The following is a 24130-nucleotide window of genomic DNA, read 5'->3' on the forward strand; positions in this document are numbered from 1 at the left end:
CTCCGGAGGGCCCGTGCCCGGTCACGTCGGGCGACGGCTCCGTGGCACCCGGCGAGGGTGCGGACGCGGTAGGCAGAGGCCGTTGGCGCGTCATGCGTTCTCTACCCGACACACGACTTCCGATTCATGTTTCGGGTGGTTTATCGCGCTTCCCCTGGGTAGACGCGCTCGGGCCACCGCCTCCGCCACGAGAGGAGTCACCGCCGTGCCCGCCCTGATGACCGTCCCGGCTCCCCCTGACCCGGACACCGAGCCGTTCCCCCACCCCGCGCCGAAGCCGGGCCCCGACCCGGTGGCGCCGCCGATCCCGCCGGTCCCGGATCCCGGCCCGATCCCCGGCCCTGATCCGGCGCCGCCGCCCGAGCCGTACCCCGGGCAGGCCTGACCCTCCACGCCAGGGTCACGCCGGGGTAGGGATCAGCTCCCGGGGGCGCGGTCGAACGGGGCACCCCAGTCCATGGGGGCGGCGACGCTGACGACGGTGACACCCGTGCGGGCCTGTGCCGATCGGCGGCCCGCGACACAAGGGGCGCACCGCCCGCCTGACTGCCCCGGGCGGCGTCCCGCTCCTGCACGTCGACGGACTGGTCGTCTGCGGGGACCGCCTGGCCGAGGAGTCCCTCCAGGACCCGATTCGCGTCGCCGGCGCCCCGAGCGCGGGCCCTGGAGGCCTACCTGGACCGCCTGCTTGAGTTCCGCTCGGCTGGCGCCGAACCTGCCCGATCGCCGTCCGGCTAGAGCGGCGCCAGCCTGCACTGCAACGGAGTGCACTGGCGGAGCCGGCTACGGCGGATGCCGTTAGGGCCGGTGCTGCTCGGGTAGGCGCGACTCGCGGAGGGGCGACCCGGACCGGAACGGAGACGACCCCCATGTTGCTGCTAGGACTCCTGCTGATGACGGCGTCCGGCGCCTTCGCCGGGCTGCTGATCGCGGACAACCTCTCCGGCGGGCCCGACTACCAGGCGACCGTCCTGGGCAACAGCCTGGCGACACTCGACAGCCTGGGCATCTTCCTGTCCGGGATCGCGCTCGCCCTGGTCTTCTGCCTGGGCCTGGCCCTGATGGCCAGGCGTGCCCGGCGCCCTGCCCGCCCGGGCACGCGACCGGTGACCCAGCGCGAGGCCCGCCCGGTACGACCGGCCCGCCCCGCGCAGTCCCTCCCGTACGACGAGGGCGAGGCGGTCCTGCCGACGGAGGAGCGTGCCGCCGGCCAGGGCGGCCGCGTCACCGACACACCGGCCGAGGCACCGCGCGGCGGCCGGACACGCCACCTGTTCGGTCACTGAGGGCACCCACCGACGCGACCCCACGACCACCGGTGCCCGCCCAGGGCCGAGGGAGGCGACGATTCCATGAGCGGATCATGCCCTTCCTCGGCCCGTCCGCCTCCCACGGGAGCGCAGGCCCGGCGCATGCCGCTGTCGGCGCGGCCCGGGGCGGCGCGCGACCTGTGCCTTCACCTCCGCGTTCCTGACCGACGTCGCCGACCCAGTGGTGGTCGCCGACGCGGTCCTGCTGGTCTCCGAACTCGTGGGCAACGCCCTGCGCCACGGAGGCGGGCCCGGGGACCTAGTCCTGGTCCGCGTCACGGGGCGGCTGCGGATCGAGGTCAGCGACGCCAGCCCGCGCCCGCCAGTTCCCCGCCCGCCGCACCACCCGGACGAGGCGGGCGGCCTGGGCCTGCTCCTGCTGAGCCGCCTCGCCCTGCGCTGGGGCTGGCGCCCGTCGGGGCCGGGCAAGTCGGTGTAGTGCGACCTCCTGCTGCCCGCTGAGCAACGACCGGCCGGGCGGAGCACGCGATGACTCCAGAACCGTCACCGACGGCCCACGGAGCAGCGGATCGGCGGGCCGGTGGGCCGGTGGGCCGGTGGAACGCCTTAGCAGGTGCGGTCACCCTGATGCCGCTGGTGTGGAACCCGCGAAGCGGGGCAGCCGCCTGGTGTCCCCTCCGTCAGGAGGAGGCACCTGTGAGAGGACCGGTCATGAACACCCCCGACACGAACAACCCCCACGGGAATACCACGCCTCGAGGTGACGAGCAGGTACGGGAACGGTCCGCGGAGACACGGGAGATCGTGGCGCCCACTCCGGCGGACGTCCGGGCCAAGGGCGAGGACCCGGAGGACGACGACGAGCCGCACCCGCCTGCGGCCGACACCCGGGCCCCATGACGGACGGGCAGGACCCATGTCCTTCCAACACCCGGCCGAGCGCTCGGGCGGCGGCCACAACCGCTTCGGGCGGGTGGCCGAGCGCGCCTCGAACTTCACCAGCTCGCCCGTGTTCTTCCTCGTCTGCCTGCTCCTGGTCGCCGCGTTCGTCGCTGTCCACGCCGCCGACCTCGCGCTCGGCTGGCAACTGCTGATCGGCGATCTGATGACCGCCGTGACGCTGCTTCTCCTCGCTCTGCTCAAGAACTCCGAACGGCGCGCCGAGCACGCCATCCAGCGCAAGCTCGACTCCATCGCCGCCGCCCTGCTCGAACAGCGCAGCGGGCACACCGACAAGGCGGTCGAATCGCTCGAGGAGGCGATCCGGCTGGAGGACGAGAGCTGAACGGCGCGGACGCGGCCCGTCGGCTTCACCGCGGCTCCGGTGGGGCGCCCGGGCCTGATGGTCGTCGCCCGCCGCGGCCCCGCTCTGCGGAGTCCGGGGTGCCGGCAGCGGCTGTGGAGCATGGAATTGGCCGCGCCGGGTGGCATCCTGACGGGACCAACACGCCAACCGGCGCTGAGCGCGGGGAGGATCCAGTGCTGCTGAACCGACCGTTGCCGCCCGCCGCCCCGGGCGGCTGAGGTGCCCCGTCGCGGCCGGGCCGAACCGCCCGTCCGTACCTGGTGGCAGCTGGCGCGGCTGGTGGCCCGGAGCGTGTGGGAACAGGGCCGTACGGTCGAACTGCTCCAGCGCTCGATGGCCTTCGCCGCGCTGTTCTTCGTGACCCTCGTCCCGCTGCTGATCGTCATCGCCGCCGCCTTCCCGGCGCGCGGCACCGGGATCGCCGAGTGGATCACGGACGGCCTGGGCCTGTCCGGCCAGGGCGCTGCCGCCGTGCACCGGCTCTTCGTCTCCCGGGGCCAGGTGCTCAGCACCACCACGGGTTTCGGCCTCGCCGCGCTGGCCGTCTTCATCGAGCGGGAAGGCCGGGAGGAAGGTGCCTGGCGCGGTCGGATCACCCCTGGCTGAACCCGTTGCCCACCCACCCCTGGAAGCGGTCCCGGTTCGAGCGGCCGGGCCGCTTCCTGCCTGCGCCGGACCATGGCCAGAGCAGGTTGTGGCTTACTAGTGCTGCTCCGCGGAGGTTCGTGGAGCGGTGTTGGAAGCTGGTCTGGACACGTCGAATGTGTCGGTGAATGAGAAGTGCGCGGCGGCTTCGGCGGGTGTGGTCGCTTGGCCACGTCCGGGGACATCGTGGGCGGTTGTTGCGCCCTCGGAGCGGAGCTGGTCGGTACCGGTGTCCCGGGTCATGATGGCGGCGTAGGCGCGGACGTCCGTGGCGGTGAGGTCGGTGCGGCCTCGTTCGGTGTACTGCTGGAGGAGGTCGGTGACGTCCGGGTTGAATCGCAGCATGGTCACTGGGGCGTTGAAGCGCCTGGCGATGGCGATGAGTCGTGCGCGTGCCTGCGGCGTGACGTTCGTTGACTCGGCGACTGCGCTGTGTCCGGTGACGAGTCGGGCGACGATCCTACGGTCGCGTTCCTCGAATATCTGTGCATCCGCCGCGTCGGATTCCGCTTCGTCGGGTGAGGCGCCGAAGAGTTCCGCGCGGATCTCGTCGCTGGACATCACGGCTTCCACGTCGATCTGCCCGCACGCGATCAGTGCCCGAACGAAGCTGGTCTTGCCCGAGGCTGGTGGGCCGACGAGGACGACGAGTCCAGCCGGAACCCGGATAGCCGGCGCAAGAGCGTTGAGGTAGAGGTCGCCTGCGCAGTCGAGGGCTTCCTCCGGGGAGCCGGCCGGCAGTCCGCTGGGAAGGATGTTGTCCCGGTAGCGGTCGTTGCTGGCCCGATGGAGGGCGAAGCCCCACGTGTGCAGTACGCCGGTGAAGCGCAGGCGACACAGCGGCAGGCTCTCCTTGCCGGCCAACTCGGCTGCCACGTAGGCGAATCCTGCACGGAAGCGGACCGTGACGGCGTCCACCTGGGGCCAGCATTCGCGCGCGTGGCGGTTCAGGCGCTGGTGCAGGTGGTGCTGCATCGATTCCGGGGGGTTCTTCGGCACGGGACCATCCTGCCGGGTTCGGCGGCGGCCCGCCGTGATCGTTGGCCGTGGAGGGTGGGCGAGGGGCGGGGACAGCGGTGGCGGTGGCGGTGGCGATCGATTCGCAGGTCCGCGAGCGGCTGGTGCGGACAGTGGCCTCGGCGAAGTCCGAGGCGCTGGCGGTGCCGCGGGCCCGGATCGTACCCATGGCGGCGGGCGGGCTCGCCAACGCCGCGACCGCCAGGGAGCTGGAGGACAGCGTGAACACGGTACGCAAGTGGCGCGGGCGGTTCGCCGCCCTGGGCCCGAACGTTTGCGGGAGGCCAAACGGTCGGGGCGGCCGAGGACCTGCGGGCCGGGGTGCGGCGTCCAGGCCGACCGGAGCGGTGGAAGTGGCGCGCGCACCCGGGGTGTTTGGCGGGGGACGGCCTGGGGAGACGCCCGGTCGGGCGGGGAAGCTACCGAGGAGGAGACGAGCCATGTCCAACGATGCCATCGTCCTGCTGCGGGAGGACCACAAGGAAGTGCGCCACCTGTTCCGCGAGTACCGGGAGTCCGCGGACGGGGACGGCGGGGCCGACGCTCGGCACGAGGTGGTCGAGCGGATCGTGGAGGCACTGACCGTCCACGCCTACCTGGAGGACGAACTGGTCTACCCCAGGATCCGGCAGGAGGTTCCCGACCTCGCGCAGGACATGGACCGCGCCCGGGAGGAGCACCACGTCGCCGATCTGCTCTGTGAGGAGCTGAGCCGGATGAGCCCTGGCGATGAGGGCTACGACGCCAAGACCGTCGTCCTGATCGACGCGGTCGAGCGGCACATCGAGCACGAGGAGGGCTCCTGGTTCCCGATGGTGCGGGCCGCGCTCGGACGCAAGGAACTCCAGGAGATCGGCGAGCGGATGCAGGCCGTGCGCGAGAGCGCGCCACGCCGTCCGTCCGGCAGCGGCGTGCTCCACCGCATTGCCGACGCACTCGAACACTGACCGATTCCGCCCGGCGGCAGTACGACACCCTGGCCGTGACAGAGCGGAGAGGAACGAATCCGCGCATCCCGACGAAGACCTGCTGGAACAGCTCACCGCCGACCACCGGTCGGTGTGCACCTCAGTGAGATGAACGGCCTGCCCAGCGCAGACCCGCAGCGCAAGGAACTGGCCGATCCCCTGACCGACCAGCCCGTGCGGCACACACGCGCCGAGGAGGCGCACCTCAACCCGCTCGCCCGTGACCGGCTGGCCGGCGGAGAGGCCGCGGTGGCACGCGAACTCGCCGACCACCACGCGGTGGAGGCCCTTCTGGAGAAACTCCGTCCGACGCAGGCCGACTCTCCCCGGTTCGACCGTCTCGTGGCCTGCCTGGCGGAGGAGGTCACGCGGCACGCCGGTGACGAGGAAGCCCGGCTCCTCCCAGCCGTGCGAGCCGTGGCCACGGAGGCCGAACTCCGCACCCTGGCCGCTCGGGCGCGCGAGACCAAGGAACTGGCATCCGGCCAACCCCGACACCAGCGACCAGGCGCCCGGCCGGCCGACCACCTACCGCCACCCGAGCGCTCCCTGGGCGAGCGCCTGCGCGCTTTCCTGACCCCGGGCGGACCCGGCTGACACTGCTCGTCCCGGACGGCCACGGTGGCCAGGGTGGCCGCCGTCCGTCCAGTCGGCGTGCATGCCCGCCTGCGCGCCATCGGCCCCCGAGGCGGTCCCTCTCAGGCCGGACCGGGCCCTGTCGGCAGGACCCGGTCCGCCAGCATGACGGAAGGTCACCATCGGTACCACCGTCGGCCACCGGCACCGCCACCGGTGAAGGCGAAGCCGAGGACCCACAGCACGAGGACGGCCAGCGCGATCCACCAAAGGATGTGGATGGCAAAGCCTGCACCACCCAGGACCAGCGCCAGCAGCAGGACGAGAACAAGGACAAGCATCAGAATCGACCCCTTCGTGCGCGATGAACTCTTCGGACCGCGCGTGTGCCCGATAGCGGCCCGCCCATACCTGCGGCCGGAACTCTGTTCGGGCCGCCGGTCGGCCGCACATCGCCCCCACCGCGGGCACCTCACGTCGGCGGAAGACGTGATTCTCGTTTCACATCCCGCGTATCGCGATCGGCCTATCCTGAGGGGGTGGAAGAACGACCGGCGGTCGGGCACCAGTGGACGTTCCTGACCAACCACGCGCGGGTCCTGGTGCAGATCGCGCGCGACCCGGGCATCAGAGTGCGGGACATCGCAACCTGCTGCCTTCTGACCGAGCGGGCGGTCCAGCGGATCATCTCCGACCTCGAAGCCGAGGGCTACCTCAGCCACCGCCGCGTCGGGCGCTCGAACGTCTACCACGTCATCGACGGCAAGCAACTGCGCCACCCCGCCGACAGCGGCCCCACACTGGCCGAACTCCTGGCCGTCCTGCTCCGCTGACCGACCGGCCACACGGGCGTCGACCGGACATCCCGTGCGGCACGGCGACTCCCAGCACACAGTCGAAGGACGCCTGCGCGCCGCTGCCCGCCGTGCCCCAGCGGGGTACCGAACGTGGCACTGAGCGTGATTACACGCATCGTCATTGACGAATTACCGTTCACGTATCGGTTGACGTGAGAAGGGATTCGGCAGACGCTGAAAGTGTCGTCCCGTGCCCCCAGGCAGGAGAAGGAGACCATGAGCGGCAAGCCGCCCGTGGCGCGCTCCGCCACCCCGAACCCTCCACCGCCCGCGCGGCCCGGCGGGCCGTTGCCCGCCGACCGGTGGATCGCCGACGGCCTGCTGGTCAAGCTGGTCACCGTAGGCGGCCGAACCCGTGCGACGGTGTGCGGCGAGATCGACCTCGACGTCGCCGACGGCCTCGGTGAGACCCTCGAACGCGCCCTGCACGCCAGCGACGCAGGGCTCGACCTGGACCTGTCCGCGGTCACCTTCTGTGACAGCTCCGGTCTCAACCTCCTGCTGGGCCTGCGCAGCACCGCGCACCGCAGCAGCCGCACCCTGACGATCAGCGCGGCCAGCATCCGGGTCGAGCGCCTGCTCGCGATCACCGGGACGACCGGCCTCTTCACCCCCGAAGAGGCCGAAGAACGCCGCGCCGACGGCCCGCAGCACGAGATCACAGACCCATGACCTACACCCGAGAGCCCGTGGATCCTGTTCGCCGCTATGCCATCGCCCTGCCAGGCGTGCCGGGTGCCCACGCGAGGGCGCGCACCGTTGTCGTGCACCTCACGGACGAGTTGAGTCCTGAGCGCGAGCCTATCTACCAGGACACCACCGGCTTGTTCCGTTTCCGGATCAGCGGAACCGTCGCGGAAGTCCTTTCCGCGCCGGCCGAGTACGGAACCGTTCATCCGTGCCTGGAGGCCGTACCCATGCCCTGACCGGATCGCTGGCCGCCGTACGCGGGTGCCGGGGGGCACGTCTCAGCGGCGATCGCACGCACAGCGCAGCGACGCCGAGGGTGAGCCAGGCGAGATTGTCGCCGGGGTGCCCGAGATGAAGGCGGCGCAGCGCCCATACGGCTCGGGTGGGCGTGAGCCGGGGGGGGGTGGGCCGGCGGAGGGCCGTGGTGGCCAGGGCGGGAGCGATGATGGTGGACAGCAGGCCGAGCAGCGGCGGTCGCGGTCCAGTCCGAGGGGGACCGGGCGGGTGTGCCGCGGTGGGTGAGGACCGCGGTGGTGTAGCCGCCGGGGGCGGCAACGGTGCTGGGCTGGCTCGGGCCCGGGGCTGGGCGGAGCGGTCCTGTCAGCCGTCCCATTTGTTGAGTTGTTCGGAGGCGACGTACCACGGGCTGGCGGACACACCCCCGGCCACCTCGATCATTCGTTTGATGACAGACTTCTCCCGCAACGCGACGCCCGATGATCGCCTTGTCTCAGCCACAAGTTCATCTATCAGGACGTCCCGTTGCGGCACTCACCAGCGCTTGACCTGCCGCTCAACACTCAAACGCAACGGTGTTGACGAATACACGGTCGCGACGACGGCCCGTCCGGCCCCGCGCGGGCACCCGGATCGGTTCAACGCACGCCCCGGACGGGGTTTGGCCTCCCGGAGTCCGGCAAGCCGCCAGGCATGGACGTTTCAGCTCTGCACGACCGCCGGTGGTCCCGCCGACTGCGCCGCACGCTCGACGCACCGGCGCGCTGGGAGATCCTCGACCTCCCCTCCGGGAAGCTCGCCGACGCAGTGGAAGCTCTCCCCCTCGGGCCGTACCGCGACGCCCTGCGCGGCGTGTGGCTCGGCCACCCGCTCCACCCGGGCCTGGTCCAACTGCCCATCGGCTGCTGGACCTCGGCAGGCCTGCTGGACTTCACCCCGGGCGCTCAGCGGTCGGCCGACGCACTCGTCGCCATCGGGCTGCTGACGGCCGCGCCGACCGCCCTGTCCGGCTGGGTGGACTGGGCCCGGCTCGACCCGCCGCGACGCCGCACCGGCCTGGTCCACGCTCTCGCCAACACGACCGGTGTGCTGCTGTACGCCGGCTCGCTGGCGGCCCGCTGCCGGGGCCGACGCGCCCGGGGCCGGCTGCTCGGCCTGGCCGGGCTCGCCGCCATCTCGGGCGGCGGCGTCCTCGGCGGCCACCTGGCCTACGCACAGGCCGCCGGCCCCAACCGGGCCGCCGCCGCGTCCCGACTAGCGCCCGCAGACTGGGTCGGGCTCGGCCCCGTCGACGACTTCCCGCCGGGCGAACCCGTCCGCAGGACGGCCGGCGACCTACCGGTGGTCGTCGTCCGCGAGGGCGAGCGCTGCCACGTGCTCGCGGAGCGCTGCGCCCACCTCTCCGGCCCGCTCGCAGACGGCACGGTGGCCGACGGCTGCCTGCGCTGCCCGTGGCACGGCAGCGAGTTCCGCCTGCGTGACGGCGAGGTCGCGAGCGGCCCGGCCACCTCGCCGCAGCCGGTGTTCGAGACCCGGGTGCTCTCCGGGCACCTGGAGGCACGACTGCCCGGCGCTGGCTGACCGGCCGCCCACGCCCGCACGGCGCACGGACCGGCCCAACGAGCAGACGCACCCGCGCGGGCCCGATCCGTGGCGGATCCGCGCGCCCGCCACACGGAGGAGGAGGGCATGAACCCAGTCGAACGCACACTGCGCTCGGTGGACGGCTACCAACAGCGCCACCGGCCCACCGCTGTGGTCCTCGGCGTCATCAAGAAGTACGGCGATGACCGCGGCGGACTGCTCGCCGCGCTCATCACCTACTACGGCTTCCTCGCCCTGATCCCGCTGCTCCTCCTACTCAGCACGGTCCTCGGATTCGTCCTGCACGGCAGCCCCGGCGCGCAGGAGTCCGTCCTCAACTCCGCTCTCGCCGACTTCCCGATCATCGGCGACCAACTCCGCCAGAACGTCCACTCCCTCCAGGGGAGCGGGCTCGCCCTGGCCGTCGGCATGCTGTTCCTGCTCTACGGCGCGCTCGGCATCGCGCAGGTGCTCCAGCACGCCATGGCCGAGATCTGGAACGTCCCCGGTGTACGCCGGCCGGGCTACTGGCCGCGCCTGGCCCGCAGCCTCCTGCTCCTGCTCGTGCTCGGCTCCGGCCTGGTGCTCGGCACCGGGGCCGCATCGGTCGTCGCTTCCTCCCTCGGCGGGCCCGCCGCCCGTATCGGCGCTCTGATCGTCTCCGCGTTCCTGAACGCCGCTTTGTGCCTGGCCTGCTTCCGCGTACTCACCCCCCGTGAGGTCTCCACGCGCGCACTCTGGCCGGGCTGCGCGGTCGCGGGCCCACTGTTCACCGTCCTCCAGGCCTTCGGCTCCCTGCTCGTCGTGCACGAGCTACGGCACGCCGGCCAGGTCTACGGCTTCTTCGCCACCGTGATCGGGCTGCTGTCCTGGCTCTACCTGGCCGCGGAGATCACCGTGTACGCCGCCGAGACCAACGTCGTCCTCGCCCGCCGCCTGTGGCCGCGCAGCCTGCTCCAGCCGCCGCTCACCGCCGCCGACGAACAGGTGCTCAGCGCGATCGCCCACCAGGAGGAACGCCGCCCCGAACAGCAAGTCGACGTCGCCTTCGACGACGACCCGCCACGGGACTCCAATGACGACACACCCACGGATCGACACCCCGGAGGATGACGACCCGTGCCACGCCGGCGGATGCGAGGAGGATCCGTCACGCGGAGCCGGGAGAGCGGCCGAGGGCGCTCGGCCCGCCAACGCCTCTTGCCTCACACCTGGCGGGTGTCGGGGGTGGTGTCAGCGGCGGCGGTGTGGCATGTGCTGCAGGTGTGCCAACGCGGCCGGTCGGGGCAGGACCGGTATGGAGCGAGGATCATGCCGGCAGTGTCCAGACCGCACATCGTGAGGGGGCCGCAGGCTCCCGAGGGCTCGGCAGGCGCCGTGTGTGCGCGGGGCACCGGCTGCTCCGGTTCCGCGGGCGTGTGGTCGGGTTGAAGGACCCGGACGTTGCTCGGCGTGTCCGGTTCCAGTACGACGACAAAGTCCATCTCCCCACGGTGGCCGCCGGTCCCGTGCACCGCACGCGCGCGGTGGCATTCGGACGGCGCCCGACCCCGCCGAGGCGTTGGCGTCAAACGTGGTTGCCGTCCACGGTCCACTTCGCTTTGCACGTGCGGCACCAGGGCGGTCGTGGGGATGTCCGTCGCGGAGATCCGCAGCCGCGTACGACCTGGCGCCCCCGGTCAGGGGGCCTGGGTGTCCGCCGCGGGCGGTTCAGGTACCCCGTCTTCCTCGGCGTCCTTGTCTGCGTCGTCGGCCTTGGCCCGGACGTCCTTCGGGGTGGGCGCCGTGATGCTGCGCTCCTCCGCCGACCGCTCCCGTACCGTGCCGTCGTCGCGCGGGGCATCGTCCTCTTCGTGGGTGTGTGCGTTGTGAGTGCTCATGGCATCGTCCTTCTCGTCAGGTCAGACGGCGGGTCCCGCGCTCGACCCCGGCCACCCGGGGCGTCCGACGTGGCACAGGCGCGGAGGATGGCCCCGCCCCCGGGGCCTGCGGCCCGTCGCCGGTCAGTGGCCGAGGGCGTCGGCAAGTTCCTTCTTGTTCATCTTCGAGCGGCCGTGGATGTTGCGCTGCTTGGCCTCGTTGTACAGCTGCTCCCTCGTCGGCCCCTGGGAGCCGGAGTGCGAGCGCAGTCCGCCGCGCCGGGAGGAGGAGATGTCGTGAGTGGAGGAGCGGCTGGCGGTCTTCGACTCGCCGTGCCGGGCCCGTTCCTTGTTCACGGTCCGGGCCGCGATCTCCTTGGCCCGCTTCTGGCTCTCCCCACGTTCCAGCGCGCTGTCCTTGATGTGCTCGTACTGGCGTTCACGTTTCTTGCTCGAGCCGGCAGGCATGGCTCCTCCATCTCGCGGATACGTCGCGTCTACCCCGAACGTAAGACGCCGCTCGTCCACACGCCCGCACGGATCCGGCGACCAGGCCCTGCCGGACCAGGCCCGGCGCTGGCCACAACGGGCTCCACACGGGCACGGCACGGGCGCCATCCGATGCCGGGGCCCGTCTGGCGAAGGTGTTCGCGGCGGGCTCCGATCGGGTGAGGTGCCTTCGCTGGTGCTCGCACCGCCCGCATGGTCGGGGATCACTTCCCGACCGGCCGGAGGGACCCGGCCCGGAAAGCAACCAGCGAAAGGACGTGTCATGGGACACGGCGGAAACGCGATCGACGAACTGATGACCGACCACCGCGAGGTGGAGGAGATGTTCGCCCGGATCCAGGCCATGACCGGCGACGGACAGCAGCTGCGTGACGCGGTCGACGAGGTCACCATCGAGCTCGTACGTCACTCCGTCGCCGAGGAGCAGTACCTCTACCCGGCGGTACGCGAGCACATCCAGGGCGGCGACCGCCTCGCGGACAAGGAGATCGCCGACCACGGCCGGGTCGAGAAGCTCCTCAAGAAGCTGGAGAACACGAGGACGGACGACCCGCAGATGAGCCCGCTGCTGCAGCAGCTCATGGACGAGGTCGCCGCTCACGTACAGGACGAGGAGAGCAACCTCTTCCCGATGCTGCGCCGGGCCTGCACCACCGAGCAGCTGGACGACCTCGGGGACAAGATCCGCCGGGCCAAGTCCATGGCGCCGACCCGCCCGCACCCCGCCGCACCCGACACCCCGATGGCCAGCAAACTGCTCGCCCCCGGTGTCGGCCTGGTGGACCGGGCCCGTGACTTCGTCACCGGCCGCGGCAAGTCCTGAACCCCGACTCCTAGCCCTGGGGTCGGACCGCGCACGGCCGGTCCGGCCCCAGCGCCCGGCCAGGGGCGTGACGCGGGTCATGCCGGTCGGGCGCGTCGGCCCCATAGACTGGTCGGCCACGAGCGGGGCAGCGCGGCTCCGCACCTCACGGGCTCGCACCACCGAACACCGGACGCAGGCGAGCACCTTCCCGAGGGACCGATACCGTGCCCGACCTGACTCCCGTCATAGCCGCCTGCACCCGCTGGCTCCTGAACGCCTACCCGCCCCCGGCCGGCGCCCTCAACCGCGCCCTCGCCGAGGTCCAGGCCCGGCAGGCCGTCACCCTCGCCGGCACCCTGCGCTACCCCACCGACATGGATGTCCAGCTCCTGGACCTGCTCGGCCCCGGCGGAGCCGACCGGCTCGACTGGCTCACCGGCGGCGACCCCCACCCCGACGACACCGCCTGGCGGACCTGGGTCGACGAGACCCTCGTCAGCTGGGCCGCCTGCCTGCTCGCCGACCCCACCCTCGTCACGAACGCCCACCTCGCGCTCTCCGACACCGAGCACCACACCGGGCCCGAAGCGCTGCGACGCCTCACCGACCCCGGCACCCACGACGCCGAAGCGGCCGCACTGCTGCGCCACCCCGACCTCCTCGAACCCGTCGCCGCCCTGCACCGGCGCCAGCTCGTGGACCGGCTGAACGTCGAAGGTGCCCAAACGGTCTGACGTCACCAGCAGGGGAACCAAGGTGCATGCTTCGCAGAGCACCCCACAGGCACGGCCGCCGCTGTCCGCCGACCGGGTGAGCGGAGCACCTGAACCTGCGGTGCACCCGGCGACCATGTGCATCAACGCCACCGGCGGCACCCCTCTGCCCTGGCGAAACCGGGCACCTGGCCGTCCCGGGCGCGCGGCGATGTACCGCTTCACCCGGCCGAGCCCCTGCCAGCGCCGGAGAGGTCACCCTGGCAGAAACGATGCGCGGGCCAGACCGCCGGGCTGTCAGCCCAGCAGGCCGCTCCGGCCGTCGGTGTCGCCGTGCTCTCGCGTGGCCTCCTGGCGGGCGGCTGTGCGACGCAGCACCATGTGGGGCAGGACGAGCCAGGTGGTGGTGAACCACAGCAGGACGGCGCCGCTCAGCGCCCATGCCGCGGCCGGGTTGCCGGTCGCGGTGCGCAGCAGGAGCAGCAGGGCGGCGGCGATGGTCAGGGCCAGAGTGGTGAGTCCGGTGGCGATGAGGCGGCCGGCGACGTGGATGAGTTCGGGTTTCATGCCGTGGCCGGTGAGGAAGCGGTGGAAGGCGACGGGTGCGATCAGGGCGCCGGTGGCGACGGCGCCGAGTACAACGGTGGCGACGTAGAGGTTCTTGTCGAAGTCGGGCAGGGCAGGGCAGCGAAGCGTGGGGTGAAGGCCACGCTGATGAGGAAGCCGAAGAGGATCTGCGCGCCGGTCTGGCACACGCGCACTTCCTGGAGCATCTCGTTCCAGAGCCGGTCCGCCCGTTCCTGGGGCGTCTCGTCGCGGCCCGGTGTGCTGTCGTTCTTCGTCAACGAGTCCTCCCCTCCCGGCGCGGTGGGGTATCGGTCGTCGTGACCGGTCAGGGGCGGTCCTCGTGGTGACCGCACAGCCAGGCCAGCGCTTGGTAGACGCCGAGGGCGTATCCGGCGTCCGTACGGTCTTCCAGCGCGTCGCGAAGGCGCACCGCGGCGGCCTGGCATTCGGAAAGCAGCTGCGCCCGGCACGGCCAGCTGGCCGCGGGCGCGGCGGCGGCGGTGACCGGTGCCGCGATCTGGGCTCCGGCAGCCCACCGGTAGGCCCCCAGGACTCCGTGGTCGAACCCGGTCCAGGGCTGCGGGCGCCGATTGGAGGTCTCGATCGCGTCGAACACCTCGTCCAGCACCCGAACCCCCACCGCCGGGATCGCCGTTTCGTCAGTGGTCATGTCCGCAACCTACGACGTCTCGCCGCCGGGCGCCCGCCCGGCGGGCAGCCGGACTGCGCGCGGGCGCGGGCGCGCCCCGGCGGATGCCGGGCTTTCGGGTGAACTACCGCCCCCGGCGACGGCTGCCACCGCCCGGCGGTCCCGGGGAGGTTCAGAACGCCGCGCGCAGCACCGGCAGCAGGGTGCCCTGGGCCCAGTCGAGGAAGGCGGGCTGGCTGTCGCCGCCGACCTGGACGAGGGCGATCTCGCCGAATCCTGCGTCGACGAACGGCCGTACCGCCTCGACGAAGTCCTCGACCCGGTCGCCGCAGGGGATGGTATCGGCGACGTCGTCGGGGCGCACGAACCGGCTCGCTGCGGCGAAGGCGGCTGTCCCGGGCAGTTCGGCGTTGACCTTCCAGCCACCGCCGAACCAGCGGAACTGCTCGTGGGCCCGCCGTACGGCGGCGGCCCGGTCGGAATCCCAGCACACCGGCAGCTGGGCCACCGCCGGTTTCCCGGCCCCGCCGTGCTCCGCGAAGCAGGCGACCAGTTCCGGGTCCGGTTCGACTGCGATGACGAGGTCGGCCAGCCGGCCCGCCAGTTCGCAGGAGTCCGGCCCGGACACCGCGACCCCGATCGGAGGCGGCCGGTCGGGCAGGTCCCACAGCCGGGCACCGTCGACGTCGAAGTACCGGCCTCGCCGGGTAACGAATCCGCCGTCGAACAGCGCACGGATGATCTGCACCGCCTCGTCGAGCATCGCCTGGCGAACGGCCGCGGCGGGCCAGCCCCGGCCGACCACGTGCTCGTTGAGGTTCTCGCCACTGCCTAGGCCGAGCCGGAAGCGGTTCTGGGACAGCAACTGCAGCGTCGCGGCCTTCTGCGCCACTACCACCGGGTGGTAGCGGAACGTCGGGCAGGTCACGTAGGTCATCAGCGGGATCCGGGAGGTCGCCTGCGCGGCGGCGGCGAGCACCGCCCACGCGTACGGCGCATGGCCCTGCTCGTCAAGCCAGGGGAAGTAGTGGTCCGAAGCCACCGAGAAGTCGAAGTCCGCGTGCTCGGCACGCACGACGTCCGCGACCAGGTCACGTGGGCTGCGCTGCTCGGTCATCATCGTGTATCCGATTCTCACCATGGCCCTGCGCCTGCCCCGATTGCCGCATCCCTCACACCGAGCGTCCCCTCTTCATCCTGCCGTGGCTCGTCGGCATGGCCAGGTGACCAGGCCTCGCGACGAGGAACCCAGCAGCGAGCGCCGGGACGACGCCTTGGGGTTCGGCCGTCGAGACGGATCGCTCAGTCGGTCGCTAAGGGCACGGTGCGATCCGCTGCACCTGCCCGGCCTCCAGCTCGACGACGACGGCCAGCACCGGATGCAACCAGCGCACCACCGACAGCGCACCCGGATGCGGCTGCCGAAGCCGCCCGGAGACCATCGCCCCGAGCTCCACCCGCTTCCCGCTCCGAGAGCTCCCCGGTCACCAGCCGCCGACCATCGGTGAGCACCACCAGCAACCGCTCCCGCTCGCCGGGTTCGCCGACAACCCCGATCACCCAGCCCCTCACCCCGACCCGCCCGGGCGCCGCTCCAGCGCGGACGGGCACAACCATCGACCCGCTCCCTCCGTACACGAGACGCAATCATCCGAGCATGCCACCACACATCGACGGAGGCGACCCACACGGCGGCCCCGCCCGCCGTTTCCCACACGCCCGTGATCAAGAAGCGTCTGCCGACGGTCCTGCCCGCCGGGAAGGCGTCTACTCAACGCAGGCCGGCAGTCCGAGATGGCGGTGTGCTCTTGGCCGCATTCCGCGGGCGGAGAACATTGCTGCAGATGGCTTCGGCGAGCACGGCACCACCCCGGCCCGCCGCGCTCCACTCACGTAGCGACGGATGGCAACTCACCGCGAGCGCAAGGGAGTTGTACAGGTATTGGGCGTGTCCGACTGCCGGGTGGACACTGGGGCAGGCGCCGTTGGCCTGCCCCGGCCCGCCGGAGGCGGGCGTGCACCGCCGTCGCGGGAGGGTGATCCGCTTCGGAAGTCCGCTGTCCGCCCGATGCCCGTCACGTTCCCCGGCAGTCCGCTGCCCGACGTCCCGGTCGACGTGGAGATCCGCTTCGACACGGCCTTTCCGTACACGGCATGCCTGGTCTTCCCGCTGGCCCCGTGCGGCGCTGGCTCCGCCGCCGAGGTGTGCCGGCAATTCAGCGGCGACCTGCTGAACAAGGGGCGCCACGCCCTCACCGGCACGGGGGACGTGAGGATCGGCCCGGATCGGCCGGCGAGGTCCTCATCACCCTGCAAGGCCCCGGCGGCCAGGCGGTGCCCAACGCCCCGGGGACGCCGTAACAGCCTTCCTCGCGGACTCATTCACGCTCCTGCCTGCAGGACCGGAGACAGAACATCTCGATGTCGAATCCGCCCTCGCCCGCCTGCGCGCCGCCGACTGATCGCGCGCAAGGGCGCCGACCGGGCACCCGGCGCCGCACGGATGTCGACGTGGGCCTCGGTTGCCGTGAGTCAGCGGTGATCGGCCCGTTCCCCGGGTTCTACGGGGTGAGGAACGGGTCGATCACCGCGGTAGGTTCGGTGGGCGCATCCAGCGTGGCGAGGTGAGCAGCGGTGGCGAACTCGACCAGGGCTGCATCGGAAATCTTGGGGGCGTAGAGCCGCCCAATGTCCTGGAAGTCGGCAACGTCGAGTCGCGTGTCGGCGTGGGACGGAGACACCGGGTGATGTAGCCGGCTGGGGAACCCCGGGAGGTCACAGCCCTAAGGGCCACCCGCTCAGCCGATAAGGTGCGGACCGCGGCAGCTGGCGTTTCCTCCCGGCGCTGCCGTCCGGCCGCCCGAGCAACGAGCGGCCCCCGACAGCTGGGGCCGTAGGACTCCCCCGTACCTGCCACCTCAGCCACCTCGCGCACATCCACAGCTTCCGCAGCTGCTCCCGAGGAACAGTGCGGGGCCGCGACAGCTCCGAACCTGCCCGACAGTTGCTCGCCCCTGGGACCCTGCGGGGTCCGGACCGGCGGGATCGTTCGCCCGCCGCGATCGGCCTGTCACGCTTACGTCGGAGTATGCCGGGGGCTCCGGCGCCGCGCACCGCCTCCCGTGCTCAGTCTGGTGGTTCCTGTGGCCGGGGACGACCCGGTGCCGGGGGCCTCGGGTGCGTCGGAGGTCCCGGTTCGGGTCCGTCCGGTCGGCCGGGCGGCGTGGGTGGGTCGGCCGGCGGTTCGGGCGAGCCGGGCGGCTTGGGCGGGTCCGGGGCCAGGGGCGGCCTATCCGGACTCGGCGGTGCGGGAGGTCCGGGTGGCACCGGGGGGATCGGGGTGATGTCGGGGTCCGGCGGGACGGGGATGGAGGCCATCGCGTGCCCTCTCCTTCCACTGGCCGGCCTTGGCCGGCCTCGTCTTGCTTCGGCGGTGGACGCCTCGCACGGTCTGGTGTCTACCAGTAGTGGCGGCGACCGCGGACCTCATGGCCGACTGCGCCCATGACCCACAGGATGAGGCCGATGAGGGCCAGAATGATGCCGATGGTCCACAGGATGCCGATTCCCGTGACGAATCCGATGACAAGGAGGATGACTCCGAGGACGATCACGATGACCTCCGCGTTTGCCCCCCGAGGTTGGTCCTCCGCCGATGTGGCGGAAGTCGGGAACATTCCCCCTTTCTCGGGTCTTCGGTTGGGGGCTTGCGGTGTTCCGGTCCGGTCTTCGGTCGCCGGTTTCCGCTGTCGTATGGGCAACAGGTGCCCTAGGGGGCCGTGGTGGCCAGGCCTGCGAGGAGGATGTCGAGGCCGCGTTCGAGTTCGGCGGCCCCGTCGTATGAGGCCAGTGCGCCGGCGAGGCCGCGCAGGAGCGGGAACTCGCCGATCGGCAGCCGGTGCAGTCCCAGGCGCAGCAGGTCGTCGGTCTCGTCGGGGTTGTCGACGAGTTCCTGCAGTTCGTTGAGGACGTGACCGTGGAGGAGCCCGAAGAGGGCGCGGTAGACGTGGAGGGCGTCGGCTCCGGTGAAGCCGGCGCGGGTGAGCAGGGTGAGGATGGCTTCCAGAGGGCGCAGGGTGCCTTTGGGGCGCAGGGCGAGGGGGGTGGCCAGGGGGCGGGTGACCAGGAGCGGGACGGCGTTGGGGTGGGCGAGGGCGAGCCGGCGGTAGCGGTGTGCGACGGTGCGCAGTTGGGCGGCCCAGTCGGAGTCGGTGGAGTCCACGATGAGTTCGTTGAGGACGGTCTCGGCGACGCCGTCGAGCAGAGCCGCCTTGTTTGTGGCGTGGCGGTAGAGGCTCATCGGGTCGTGCCCGAGGGCGTGTGCGAGGCGGCGCATGGAGAGTTGTTCGATGCCCTCGCGGTCGATGATCTCCAGCGCGCAGGCCAGAATCCGTTCTCGGCTGAGCCGGGGACTGGCGGCCGGGTCGCCGTCCTGGACGGTCGGGCCGATCCGAGGAGGGGCCATCTCGGCACCTGCTCTCACTGGCGGTGGGCACCGGTGGCCGTGAACTTCGTAGACCTACGGTGTGGACACCAGTCTAGTCCGGGAGTTGACTGTAGTCATACGACGTAGATCCGGATGGAGTACGTCATGATCATTGTTTTCGGACTCATCCTCCTGGCCGCCGCGGCCGTCGTCGCCGTCGCTGCCGTCGTCGGCAACGCTGGCAGCGGGCACGCGCTCAACAGCACGTTCACGGTGTTCGGCCAGCACCTGCACGGCTCGACCGGCACCCTGTTCCTCTACGGCATCGCCGTCGGGGCCGTGGGCATGCTCGGCCTCGCCCTGCTGCTGGCGGGTGCGCGCCGCGGCGCCACCACACGCCACGCACTGCACCACTCCCGCGGCGAAACGGCAGCCATGAGCAGGCGGCGCGACGAGGCGGTCGAACAACGCGACACCGCCCGCGCGCAAGCGGCATCGGCCACCCGGGACAGCGAGGACCTCGCCGCGCAGCGCGACATGCTCGCCGAGCAGCACGAGGGCCTCGTCCGCCGGCAGGAGCGGACCAGCGAGCACACGGCCGGCACCCGCCTCAACCCGGTGTCCCAGGACGAGAGCGAAAGCGCGCCCGGCAAGGGACACCACAGACCGCACCTCCTCGGACGCGGCTCCGGGGGCCGCTAGGCCCCATATCCCGCCCGACAGGTGCAATCCACGAAAGGAAGCCGGTCATGGGCATCGGCAAGAAGGTCGCCCACAAGGCCGAGGCGGTCAAGGGCGGCGTGAAGAAGAACGTCGGTCGCGCCACCGGGGACCGCGTCCTCGAAGCAGAAGGCCGCGGCGACCAGATCAAGGGCAACCTCAAGCAGGCCGGCGCCAAGGTCAAGGACGCGTTCAAGCACTGAGGCCGGTCCGCGACGATCCGGGCCATCCCAGTCCCTGTGCCCGCGGCGCGAAAGGGCACCTCGGGGCCGGGCGGCCCCAGTCACTCCACAGCTGGACGGGGCAACCGAACACAACACGAGGCAAGTTATGAGCAACATCTGGGGCTACAACCCCGCGTCACAGTACACACCCGGCACCACCCTCACCGGCTACAAGGTCGAGGCCACCGACGGACACATCGGCAAGGTCGACGACGCCACCGACGAGGTCGGCGCCGCCTACATCGTCGTCAACTGCAAGCCCTGGCTGATCGGCAAGCACGTGATGCTGCCGGCCGGCACCATCACCCGCGTCGACCACGACAACGAGACGATCCACGTCAACCGCAACAAGGAGCAGATCAAGGACGGCCCCGAGTACGACCCCGACATCCACCGAGGAGACGCCGGCTACCGCGACACCGTCGGGAAGTACTACGGATCCCACGGGCTCTGAACCCGCCCGGCCCGCCCGCCCGGGCGGCCGGAGGGCAGGAGGACGACACCCGTGGCTCCACCTGCGGACTCAGCTCCTCAGACGGAGCTGGGTCCGCTGCCCGTGAATCGAGGAATGATCATGGTGAAGGTCCTGCTCATACTGCTGTGCCTGGTCCTGCCGTGGCTGGCGGTGCTCATCAAGGACGGCCCGAGCATCAAGGTTCTCTGGGCATTCCTTCTGCAGCTGTGCGGCCACGTACCCGGCGTCGTCTACGGCATCTACCAGGTCGCCAAGGACTGAGCGCGGCGAGCGCCCGCTCGCGGCGACGCCCGCTCGGGTCCACGGCTGCGTGGGCAGCCCGGCGCTCCAGCACCGTCGTCGGCACCCGCGCAGGGACGGCGGCAACGGGAAAGCTCCTTTGACGAGCGGTCTCCGGTTCGCCCGGGGAGCCGGGCGTCGCGGACGCGCCCGGTGTCGGAGTAGTAGCGGCGGGGCCAGGTTGCTCCACGACCCCATCTGCCCGGAAGGGGCCATCGGCGAGAGGTCGGCGCCATGAACCAACCGCACGGGGAACGCCTCCGAGGAGGAGACGGCACGCCGCGACGAGAAGGTGCGGGAACGGTCTGCCGAAGGACGGTCGATCGTGGCGCCCACTCTGCCGGACGTTCGCGTCAAGGCCGAAGCGGGAAGCCTGAGCCGATACCCAGCCTCCCTGGGGGGCGGAGAAGCCAGCGACCGGGTTTGCGTCGACCCGGATCCCCGCGTGGTCCGTCCTGTACTTGCGCTCCCGGTGCTCACCGGAGCAGGAATTCGGTCAGCGAGCCGACCAAGACGGCCAGGTGGGTGGCGTGTGATGACGACGGCTCCCCTGGCAGAAGCTGCCTGGTGCGCGTGTCGGCACAGCAGCCCGCCGGCCGGGCGCGGGCCGAGTGAGACCCAGGGGGCAATGACGCCTGCTTGGTCCCCAGTCGGTTCAGCAATCGATAGAGCGCCAACACGTCGACAGTGGCCTCGGCTGGTCGTCCCTTGCGATTCTCACGGCCACAGCCCGCCACCCCGGAGGACACCCGTGTTCGAACCCGGGCGTCGAACGAGGAGCTCAGCACCACTGCGGGCGGGTGGTGAGCAGTTGGGCCCACACCGTCTTGCCGTCGGTGTCCGCGGTAGCGCCCCAGCAGACGGCGAGGCGCTCCACGATCAGGAGCCCGTAGCCGCCCGGTCGGCCGGCCTCGATGCGGTGGCGGTGGGGAAGGATAGGGCTGGTGTCGCTGACGGCAACGCGCACCGCGCCGGGAAGGTGTTCGACGACCATCTTTCGCGGGCCGCCGCCGTGCAGGCAGGCGTTGACCAGGAGTTCGGAGGTCACCAGGAGAACGTCCTCGGCGAGCAGGGGTGGCGCTCGGGTATGCGGGGCGCACAGGTGCCACTGGGCCAGGGCCCGCCGGGTGAACTCCCGTCCACGACGGAGCGAACCGTCCTGATCCGCAGGAAAGGACAGAGACCGCCGATGGCCGGGGTCGGGCACGGCTTGCATGGTGTGTTCCTGAGACGTGGGTGTTCTCGGTCAACACGCGGCTGCCCGCCGTATCCGAGACGACACCTCTCAGCTGGCATGATCCTCGCTCCACCGAGCCGGTCCGGCCGACAAGGCCGGACCGGTCCGAGACGGACCGGTCCGAGACCAGCGACACCGGCCCCAAACGCGTCCCCGTGCGCCGTTCCAGGGCGTCCCTGCCCCGCTCCTTGGGATGCCCGGCTTCTGTACGACGCCGGGCGGCTCTTCCAGTGGGACGTCGCACCGGATTCCCACCGCAGCGGCGCGATTCGCGCCCCGCGCGACGAAGTCGCCAGTCGGTCGGCCAGCAGGATTGCCGATTGTCCGCCCTCGCCCGCGTCTGGGGACCGAGGCACCGGGTAAGCGCGGGTGTGACCGTGACAAGCGCGGAGGTGAGCGTGGAGAACAGGACGGACGGCATCGCGGATCCTCGGGGCAGCCCAGAGACAGAACCTCCACGAAAAAACTCCGGCCGACCCGGTTGAATGCTCCTTCCGCCCAGCACCACGCCCAGGTCTCGCGGATCGCTGGACAGGCGCCGTTATCAGACGCTGTCGCCCGACCGGCCGCAGGGCCCGACCTCACAGCGGACAGACCAGGAGGAACCGATGACCACCACCACCACAGTCCCGCGCCGTGACGCGGTGCGCCGGAGCTACCTGCTGTGCCCGCCCACCTACTTCGCGGTCGAGTACGCGATCAATCCCTGGATGGACCCCAGCCGCCCGGTGGACAGCAGCGCAGCACTGCAGCAGTGGCAGACGCTTCGCGACACGCTGCGCGAGCTGGGGCACCGGGTGGAGACCATCGCTGCCCGGCCGCGGCTGCCCGACATGGTGTTCGCCGCCAACGGGGCCTCGGTGGTGGACGGCCGGGTACTGGTCGCCCGGTTCCGGTACCCCGAGCGGGCGCCGGAGGCGGCCGCGCACCGGGCCTGGTTCCACCGGGCGGGTTACCGGCCGAGGGTCGCCCGCTTGCCGAACGAGGGCCAGGGCGACTTCCTGCCGGTCGGCGGCCGGGTCCTGGCCGGCTCAGGCCCGCGGACCAGCGCGGCCGCCCACCATGAAGCGGAGCGGGCGTTCGGCCGGCGGGTCGTGAGCCTGCGGCTGACCGATCCGCGCTACTACCACCTGGACACGGCGCTGGCCGTGCTGAGCGAGGACCAGGTCATGTACTACCCGGCGGCCTTCACCCCCGAGAGCAACCGCACCCTGCGGGAGCTCTTTCCCCGGGCGATCCTGGCCACCGACGAGGACGCGTCCGTGCTCGGGCTGAACGCGGTCAGCGACGGCCGCCACGTCCTGCTGACCGAGGCCGCCCGCGGCCTGGCCGCGCGGCTGCACGCGGAGGGCTTCGTCCCCATCGGCGTACGGCTGCCCGAGCTGCTCAAGGCCGGGGGCGGCCCGAAGTGCTGCGTTCTGGAGCTCCACCCGGCATCCCGGGAGCGGCCGTGACCCTGCCCCACCGCACCATCGCCACCGCACCGGCGCCGATCCTGCCGCGCCCACGCGGACCGGTCAGCGCCGCGGTCCTCGACGCGCTGCGCACCGCCCCCGCACCGGCTTCCCGGATCGCGCGGCCACCGCTCGGCGATCCCTGGGGCGAGGACCTGCAGTTGGGCCTCTACACCTGCTACGAGCTGCACTACCGGGGCTTCGCCGAGGTCGACCCCGAATGGGAGTGGCACCCCGCGCTGCTGACCGTACGGTCCGCGCTGGAGCACGCGTTCCTCACCGCCGTGCGGCGGGAGGCCGGCGCCCCGCCGCCGTTGGCCCGGGCCCTGGCCGCACTGTTGGCCGACGACACGGCCGGCACCGGCGCGTCCCGCCACCTGCTCGACAGCGGGCAGCGCTGGCAGGTGTGCGAGTACCTGGCGCACCGCTCGCTCTACCATCTGAAAGAGGCGGACCCACAGATGTGGGTGGTGCCGCGCCTGCCGAACCCGGCCAAGGCAGCGCTGGTCGCGGTGCAGTACGACGAGTACGGCGCCGGCCACCCCGAGCGGGCCCACGCCCAACTGTTCGCCGAGATGATGGCGGACTTCGGTCTGGATCCGGGCTACGGGCGCTATCTCGACACCGTCCCCGCTCCGGCGCTGGCGGTGGTCAACCTGATGTCGCTGTTCGGCCTGCACCGATCACTTCGCGGCGCGCTGGTCGGCCAGTTCGCGGCGGTGGAGATCACCTCGCCGCCCGGCGCGGCCCGGCTCGCCGCAGCGCTGGAGCGCCTGGGCGCCTCACCGGCGGGGACCCTGTTCTACCGCGAGCACGTGCTGGCCGACGCCGTCCACGAGCAGCTCGTACGCCGAACGGTCATCATGCCGCTGGTCGAGGGCGACCCGTCGCTGGGCCCGGACATCGCGTTCGGCATCGCCGCCACCGCCGCCGTGGAGGAGCGGTTCGGCTCCCATCTGCTCGGCTGCTGGCGGCACGGCCGAAGCTCTCTTCGCACGCCCCTGGAAGGAGCGCCCGCACTCGGGGCGTAATCCTGAGCATGATGGATCAAAACGGCCGAA

The 24130-nt window shown here is 71.7% G+C and carries 34 protein-coding genes; 22 read left to right on the forward strand and 12 right to left on the reverse strand.

Annotated elements, in window-relative coordinates:
- Positions 1 to 205: 205 nt before the first annotated feature.
- From ACFC1T_RS25730 to ACFC1T_RS25755, 6 genes are all read left to right on the forward strand, one after another.
- Positions 206 to 385 (forward strand): hypothetical protein, encoded by a 180-nt coding sequence (locus tag ACFC1T_RS25730; RefSeq protein ID WP_375892160.1) that lies wholly within the window; start codon positions 206 to 208, stop codon positions 383 to 385.
- 484 nt (positions 386 to 869) lie between these two features.
- Positions 870 to 1286, forward strand: a complete 417-nt coding sequence (locus ACFC1T_RS25735; protein ID WP_375892162.1) for a hypothetical protein — start codon at positions 870 to 872, stop codon at positions 1284 to 1286.
- A gap of 184 nt (positions 1287 to 1470) precedes the next feature.
- Positions 1471 to 1749 (forward strand): ATP-binding protein, encoded by a 279-nt coding sequence (locus tag ACFC1T_RS25740; RefSeq protein WP_375892287.1) that lies wholly within the window; start codon positions 1471 to 1473, stop codon positions 1747 to 1749.
- A gap of 233 nt (positions 1750 to 1982) precedes the next feature.
- Positions 1983 to 2171 carry a hypothetical protein gene (locus ACFC1T_RS25745; protein WP_375892164.1) on the forward strand — a complete coding sequence of 63 codons (189 nt, stop codon included), beginning with the start codon at positions 1983 to 1985 and terminating at the stop codon, positions 2169 to 2171.
- 16 nt (positions 2172 to 2187) lie between these two features.
- Positions 2188 to 2556: a low affinity iron permease family protein gene (locus tag ACFC1T_RS25750; protein ID WP_375892166.1), complete on the forward strand. Its 369-nt coding sequence runs from the start codon at positions 2188 to 2190 to the stop codon at positions 2554 to 2556.
- Positions 2557 to 2796: 240 nt separating this feature from the next.
- Positions 2797 to 3183 (forward strand): hypothetical protein, encoded by a 387-nt coding sequence (locus tag ACFC1T_RS25755; RefSeq protein ID WP_375892168.1) that lies wholly within the window; start codon positions 2797 to 2799, stop codon positions 3181 to 3183.
- A gap of 96 nt (positions 3184 to 3279) precedes the next feature.
- Here ACFC1T_RS25755 and ACFC1T_RS25760 read toward each other — a convergent pair whose 3' ends face one another.
- A complete protein-coding gene (locus ACFC1T_RS25760) occupies positions 3280 to 4221 on the reverse strand; it encodes an AAA family ATPase (protein ID WP_375892170.1) in 942 nt (313 codons plus the stop codon).
- A gap of 458 nt (positions 4222 to 4679) precedes the next feature.
- Here ACFC1T_RS25760 and ACFC1T_RS25765 point away from each other — a divergent pair, with 458 nt between their 5' ends.
- Entirely contained in the window at positions 4680 to 5186 is a 507-nt protein-coding gene (locus ACFC1T_RS25765) for a hemerythrin domain-containing protein (protein ID WP_375892172.1), read from the forward strand.
- Positions 5187 to 5315: 129 nt separating this feature from the next.
- Positions 5316 to 5804, forward strand: a complete 489-nt coding sequence (locus tag ACFC1T_RS25770; RefSeq protein WP_375892174.1) for a hemerythrin domain-containing protein — start codon at positions 5316 to 5318, stop codon at positions 5802 to 5804.
- A 155-nt stretch (positions 5805 to 5959) separates the two neighbouring features.
- Here the strand turns inward: ACFC1T_RS25770 and ACFC1T_RS25775 are convergent, their stop codons facing one another.
- Complete coding sequence (locus ACFC1T_RS25775) at positions 5960 to 6124, reverse strand: hydrophobic protein (RefSeq protein ID WP_375892175.1); 165 nt, start codon at positions 6122 to 6124, stop codon at positions 5960 to 5962.
- A gap of 198 nt (positions 6125 to 6322) precedes the next feature.
- Between ACFC1T_RS25775 and ACFC1T_RS25780 the strand changes: the two genes are divergently transcribed.
- The 5 genes from ACFC1T_RS25780 to ACFC1T_RS25800 all read left to right on the forward strand — a co-directional run bounded on the left by ACFC1T_RS25780 (position 6323) and on the right by ACFC1T_RS25800 (position 10264).
- Positions 6323 to 6616, forward strand: coding sequence for a helix-turn-helix transcriptional regulator (locus ACFC1T_RS25780; RefSeq protein ID WP_375892177.1), 294 nt, complete (start codon positions 6323 to 6325; stop codon positions 6614 to 6616).
- A gap of 240 nt (positions 6617 to 6856) precedes the next feature.
- Positions 6857 to 7312 carry an STAS domain-containing protein gene (locus tag ACFC1T_RS25785; protein ID WP_375892179.1) on the forward strand — a complete coding sequence of 152 codons (456 nt, stop codon included), beginning with the start codon at positions 6857 to 6859 and terminating at the stop codon, positions 7310 to 7312.
- Positions 7309 to 7566 carry a DUF6296 family protein gene (locus ACFC1T_RS25790; RefSeq protein ID WP_375892181.1) on the forward strand — a complete coding sequence of 86 codons (258 nt, stop codon included), beginning with the start codon at positions 7309 to 7311 and terminating at the stop codon, positions 7564 to 7566. The genes ACFC1T_RS25785 and ACFC1T_RS25790 overlap by 4 nt, the downstream gene beginning before the upstream one ends.
- Positions 7567 to 8260: 694 nt before the next feature.
- Positions 8261 to 9148, forward strand: coding sequence for a Rieske 2Fe-2S domain-containing protein (locus ACFC1T_RS25795; protein ID WP_375892183.1), 888 nt, complete (start codon positions 8261 to 8263; stop codon positions 9146 to 9148).
- Between the two features lie 108 nt (positions 9149 to 9256).
- Positions 9257 to 10264, forward strand: coding sequence for a YihY/virulence factor BrkB family protein (locus ACFC1T_RS25800; RefSeq protein ID WP_375892185.1), 1008 nt, complete (start codon positions 9257 to 9259; stop codon positions 10262 to 10264).
- 566 nt (positions 10265 to 10830) lie between these two features.
- Here the strand turns inward: ACFC1T_RS25800 and ACFC1T_RS25805 are convergent.
- Positions 10831 to 11031 (reverse strand): hypothetical protein, encoded by a 201-nt coding sequence (locus ACFC1T_RS25805; protein ID WP_375892187.1) that lies wholly within the window; start codon positions 11029 to 11031, stop codon positions 10831 to 10833.
- Positions 11032 to 11154: 123 nt separating this feature from the next.
- Positions 11155 to 11478, reverse strand: coding sequence for a plasmid stabilization protein (locus tag ACFC1T_RS25810; protein WP_375892189.1), 324 nt, complete (start codon positions 11476 to 11478; stop codon positions 11155 to 11157).
- Between the two features lie 304 nt (positions 11479 to 11782).
- Between ACFC1T_RS25810 and ACFC1T_RS25815 the strand changes: the two genes are divergently transcribed.
- Both ACFC1T_RS25815 and ACFC1T_RS25820 read left to right on the forward strand, forming a co-directional pair.
- On the forward strand, positions 11783 to 12343 hold the full coding sequence (locus ACFC1T_RS25815) for a hemerythrin domain-containing protein (RefSeq protein WP_375892191.1): 561 nt from the start codon (positions 11783 to 11785) through the stop codon (positions 12341 to 12343).
- Between the two features lie 206 nt (positions 12344 to 12549).
- On the forward strand, positions 12550 to 13059 hold the full coding sequence (locus tag ACFC1T_RS25820) for a hypothetical protein (protein ID WP_375892193.1): 510 nt from the start codon (positions 12550 to 12552) through the stop codon (positions 13057 to 13059).
- Positions 13060 to 13335: 276 nt separating this feature from the next.
- Here ACFC1T_RS25820 and ACFC1T_RS25825 read toward each other — a convergent pair whose 3' ends face one another.
- The 4 genes from ACFC1T_RS25825 to ACFC1T_RS25840 all read right to left on the reverse strand — a co-directional run bounded on the left by ACFC1T_RS25825 (position 13336) and on the right by ACFC1T_RS25840 (position 15395).
- A complete protein-coding gene (locus ACFC1T_RS25825) occupies positions 13336 to 13716 on the reverse strand; it encodes a DUF6328 family protein (RefSeq protein ID WP_375892289.1) in 381 nt (126 codons plus the stop codon).
- Positions 13647 to 13883, reverse strand: a complete 237-nt coding sequence (locus ACFC1T_RS25830) for a DUF6328 family protein (protein ID WP_375892194.1) — start codon at positions 13881 to 13883, stop codon at positions 13647 to 13649. Before ACFC1T_RS25830 ends, ACFC1T_RS25825 begins: the two co-directional genes overlap by 70 nt.
- Before the next feature lie 47 nt (positions 13884 to 13930).
- Complete coding sequence (locus tag ACFC1T_RS25835; protein WP_375892196.1) at positions 13931 to 14275, reverse strand: hypothetical protein; 345 nt, start codon at positions 14273 to 14275, stop codon at positions 13931 to 13933.
- Positions 14276 to 14426: 151 nt separating this feature from the next.
- Positions 14427 to 15395 (reverse strand): TIGR03557 family F420-dependent LLM class oxidoreductase, encoded by a 969-nt coding sequence (locus ACFC1T_RS25840; protein ID WP_375892198.1) that lies wholly within the window; start codon positions 15393 to 15395, stop codon positions 14427 to 14429.
- 927 nt (positions 15396 to 16322) lie between these two features.
- Here ACFC1T_RS25840 and ACFC1T_RS25845 point away from each other — a divergent pair.
- The gene (locus ACFC1T_RS25845; RefSeq protein ID WP_375892200.1) at positions 16323 to 16796 is read left to right on the forward strand and encodes an SsgA family sporulation/cell division regulator; all 474 of its coding nucleotides are present in this window, start codon (positions 16323 to 16325) and stop codon (positions 16794 to 16796) included.
- A gap of 19 nt (positions 16797 to 16815) precedes the next feature.
- Here the strand turns inward: ACFC1T_RS25845 and ACFC1T_RS25850 are convergent, their stop codons facing one another.
- The 3 genes from ACFC1T_RS25850 to ACFC1T_RS25860 all read right to left on the reverse strand — a co-directional run bounded on the left by ACFC1T_RS25850 (position 16816) and on the right by ACFC1T_RS25860 (position 18719).
- A complete protein-coding gene (locus ACFC1T_RS25850; RefSeq protein WP_375892202.1) occupies positions 16816 to 16995 on the reverse strand; it encodes a hypothetical protein in 180 nt (59 codons plus the stop codon).
- Between the two features lie 717 nt (positions 16996 to 17712).
- Entirely contained in the window at positions 17713 to 17868 is a 156-nt protein-coding gene (locus ACFC1T_RS25855) for a DUF6131 family protein (protein WP_375892204.1), read from the reverse strand.
- Positions 17869 to 18023: 155 nt separating this feature from the next.
- Positions 18024 to 18719, reverse strand: a complete 696-nt coding sequence (locus ACFC1T_RS25860) for a TetR/AcrR family transcriptional regulator C-terminal domain-containing protein (RefSeq protein WP_375892205.1) — start codon at positions 18717 to 18719, stop codon at positions 18024 to 18026.
- 126 nt (positions 18720 to 18845) lie between these two features.
- On the opposite strand from ACFC1T_RS25860, the gene ACFC1T_RS25865 reads away from it, so the two are divergent.
- The 4 genes from ACFC1T_RS25865 (at position 18846) to ACFC1T_RS25880 (ending at position 20360) form a co-directional block, all read left to right on the forward strand.
- The gene (locus ACFC1T_RS25865) at positions 18846 to 19382 is read left to right on the forward strand and encodes a hypothetical protein (RefSeq protein WP_375892207.1); all 537 of its coding nucleotides are present in this window, start codon (positions 18846 to 18848) and stop codon (positions 19380 to 19382) included.
- A gap of 47 nt (positions 19383 to 19429) precedes the next feature.
- Complete coding sequence (locus tag ACFC1T_RS25870) at positions 19430 to 19603, forward strand: CsbD family protein (RefSeq protein ID WP_375892209.1); 174 nt, start codon at positions 19430 to 19432, stop codon at positions 19601 to 19603.
- A 127-nt stretch (positions 19604 to 19730) separates the two neighbouring features.
- The gene (locus tag ACFC1T_RS25875) at positions 19731 to 20078 is read left to right on the forward strand and encodes a PRC-barrel domain containing protein (RefSeq protein ID WP_375892210.1); all 348 of its coding nucleotides are present in this window, start codon (positions 19731 to 19733) and stop codon (positions 20076 to 20078) included.
- A gap of 120 nt (positions 20079 to 20198) precedes the next feature.
- The gene (locus tag ACFC1T_RS25880) at positions 20199 to 20360 is read left to right on the forward strand and encodes a YqaE/Pmp3 family membrane protein (RefSeq protein WP_375892212.1); all 162 of its coding nucleotides are present in this window, start codon (positions 20199 to 20201) and stop codon (positions 20358 to 20360) included.
- 799 nt (positions 20361 to 21159) lie between these two features.
- Here the strand turns inward: ACFC1T_RS25880 and ACFC1T_RS25885 are convergent.
- Positions 21160 to 21594 carry an ATP-binding protein gene (locus tag ACFC1T_RS25885; protein WP_375892214.1) on the reverse strand — a complete coding sequence of 145 codons (435 nt, stop codon included), beginning with the start codon at positions 21592 to 21594 and terminating at the stop codon, positions 21160 to 21162.
- Positions 21595 to 22223: 629 nt separating this feature from the next.
- On the opposite strand from ACFC1T_RS25885, the gene ddaH reads away from it, so the two are divergent.
- The gene (ddaH, locus tag ACFC1T_RS25890; protein WP_375892215.1) at positions 22224 to 23069 is read left to right on the forward strand and encodes a dimethylargininase; all 846 of its coding nucleotides are present in this window, start codon (positions 22224 to 22226) and stop codon (positions 23067 to 23069) included.
- Positions 23066 to 24100, forward strand: coding sequence for an iron-containing redox enzyme family protein (locus ACFC1T_RS25895; protein WP_375892217.1), 1035 nt, complete (start codon positions 23066 to 23068; stop codon positions 24098 to 24100). The genes ddaH and ACFC1T_RS25895 overlap by 4 nt, the downstream gene beginning before the upstream one ends.
- Positions 24101 to 24130 lie beyond the last annotated feature (30 nt).

This window comes from Kitasatospora sp. NPDC056076 (assembly GCF_042266305.1).
Lineage (GTDB): Bacteria > Actinomycetota > Actinomycetes > Streptomycetales > Streptomycetaceae > Kitasatospora.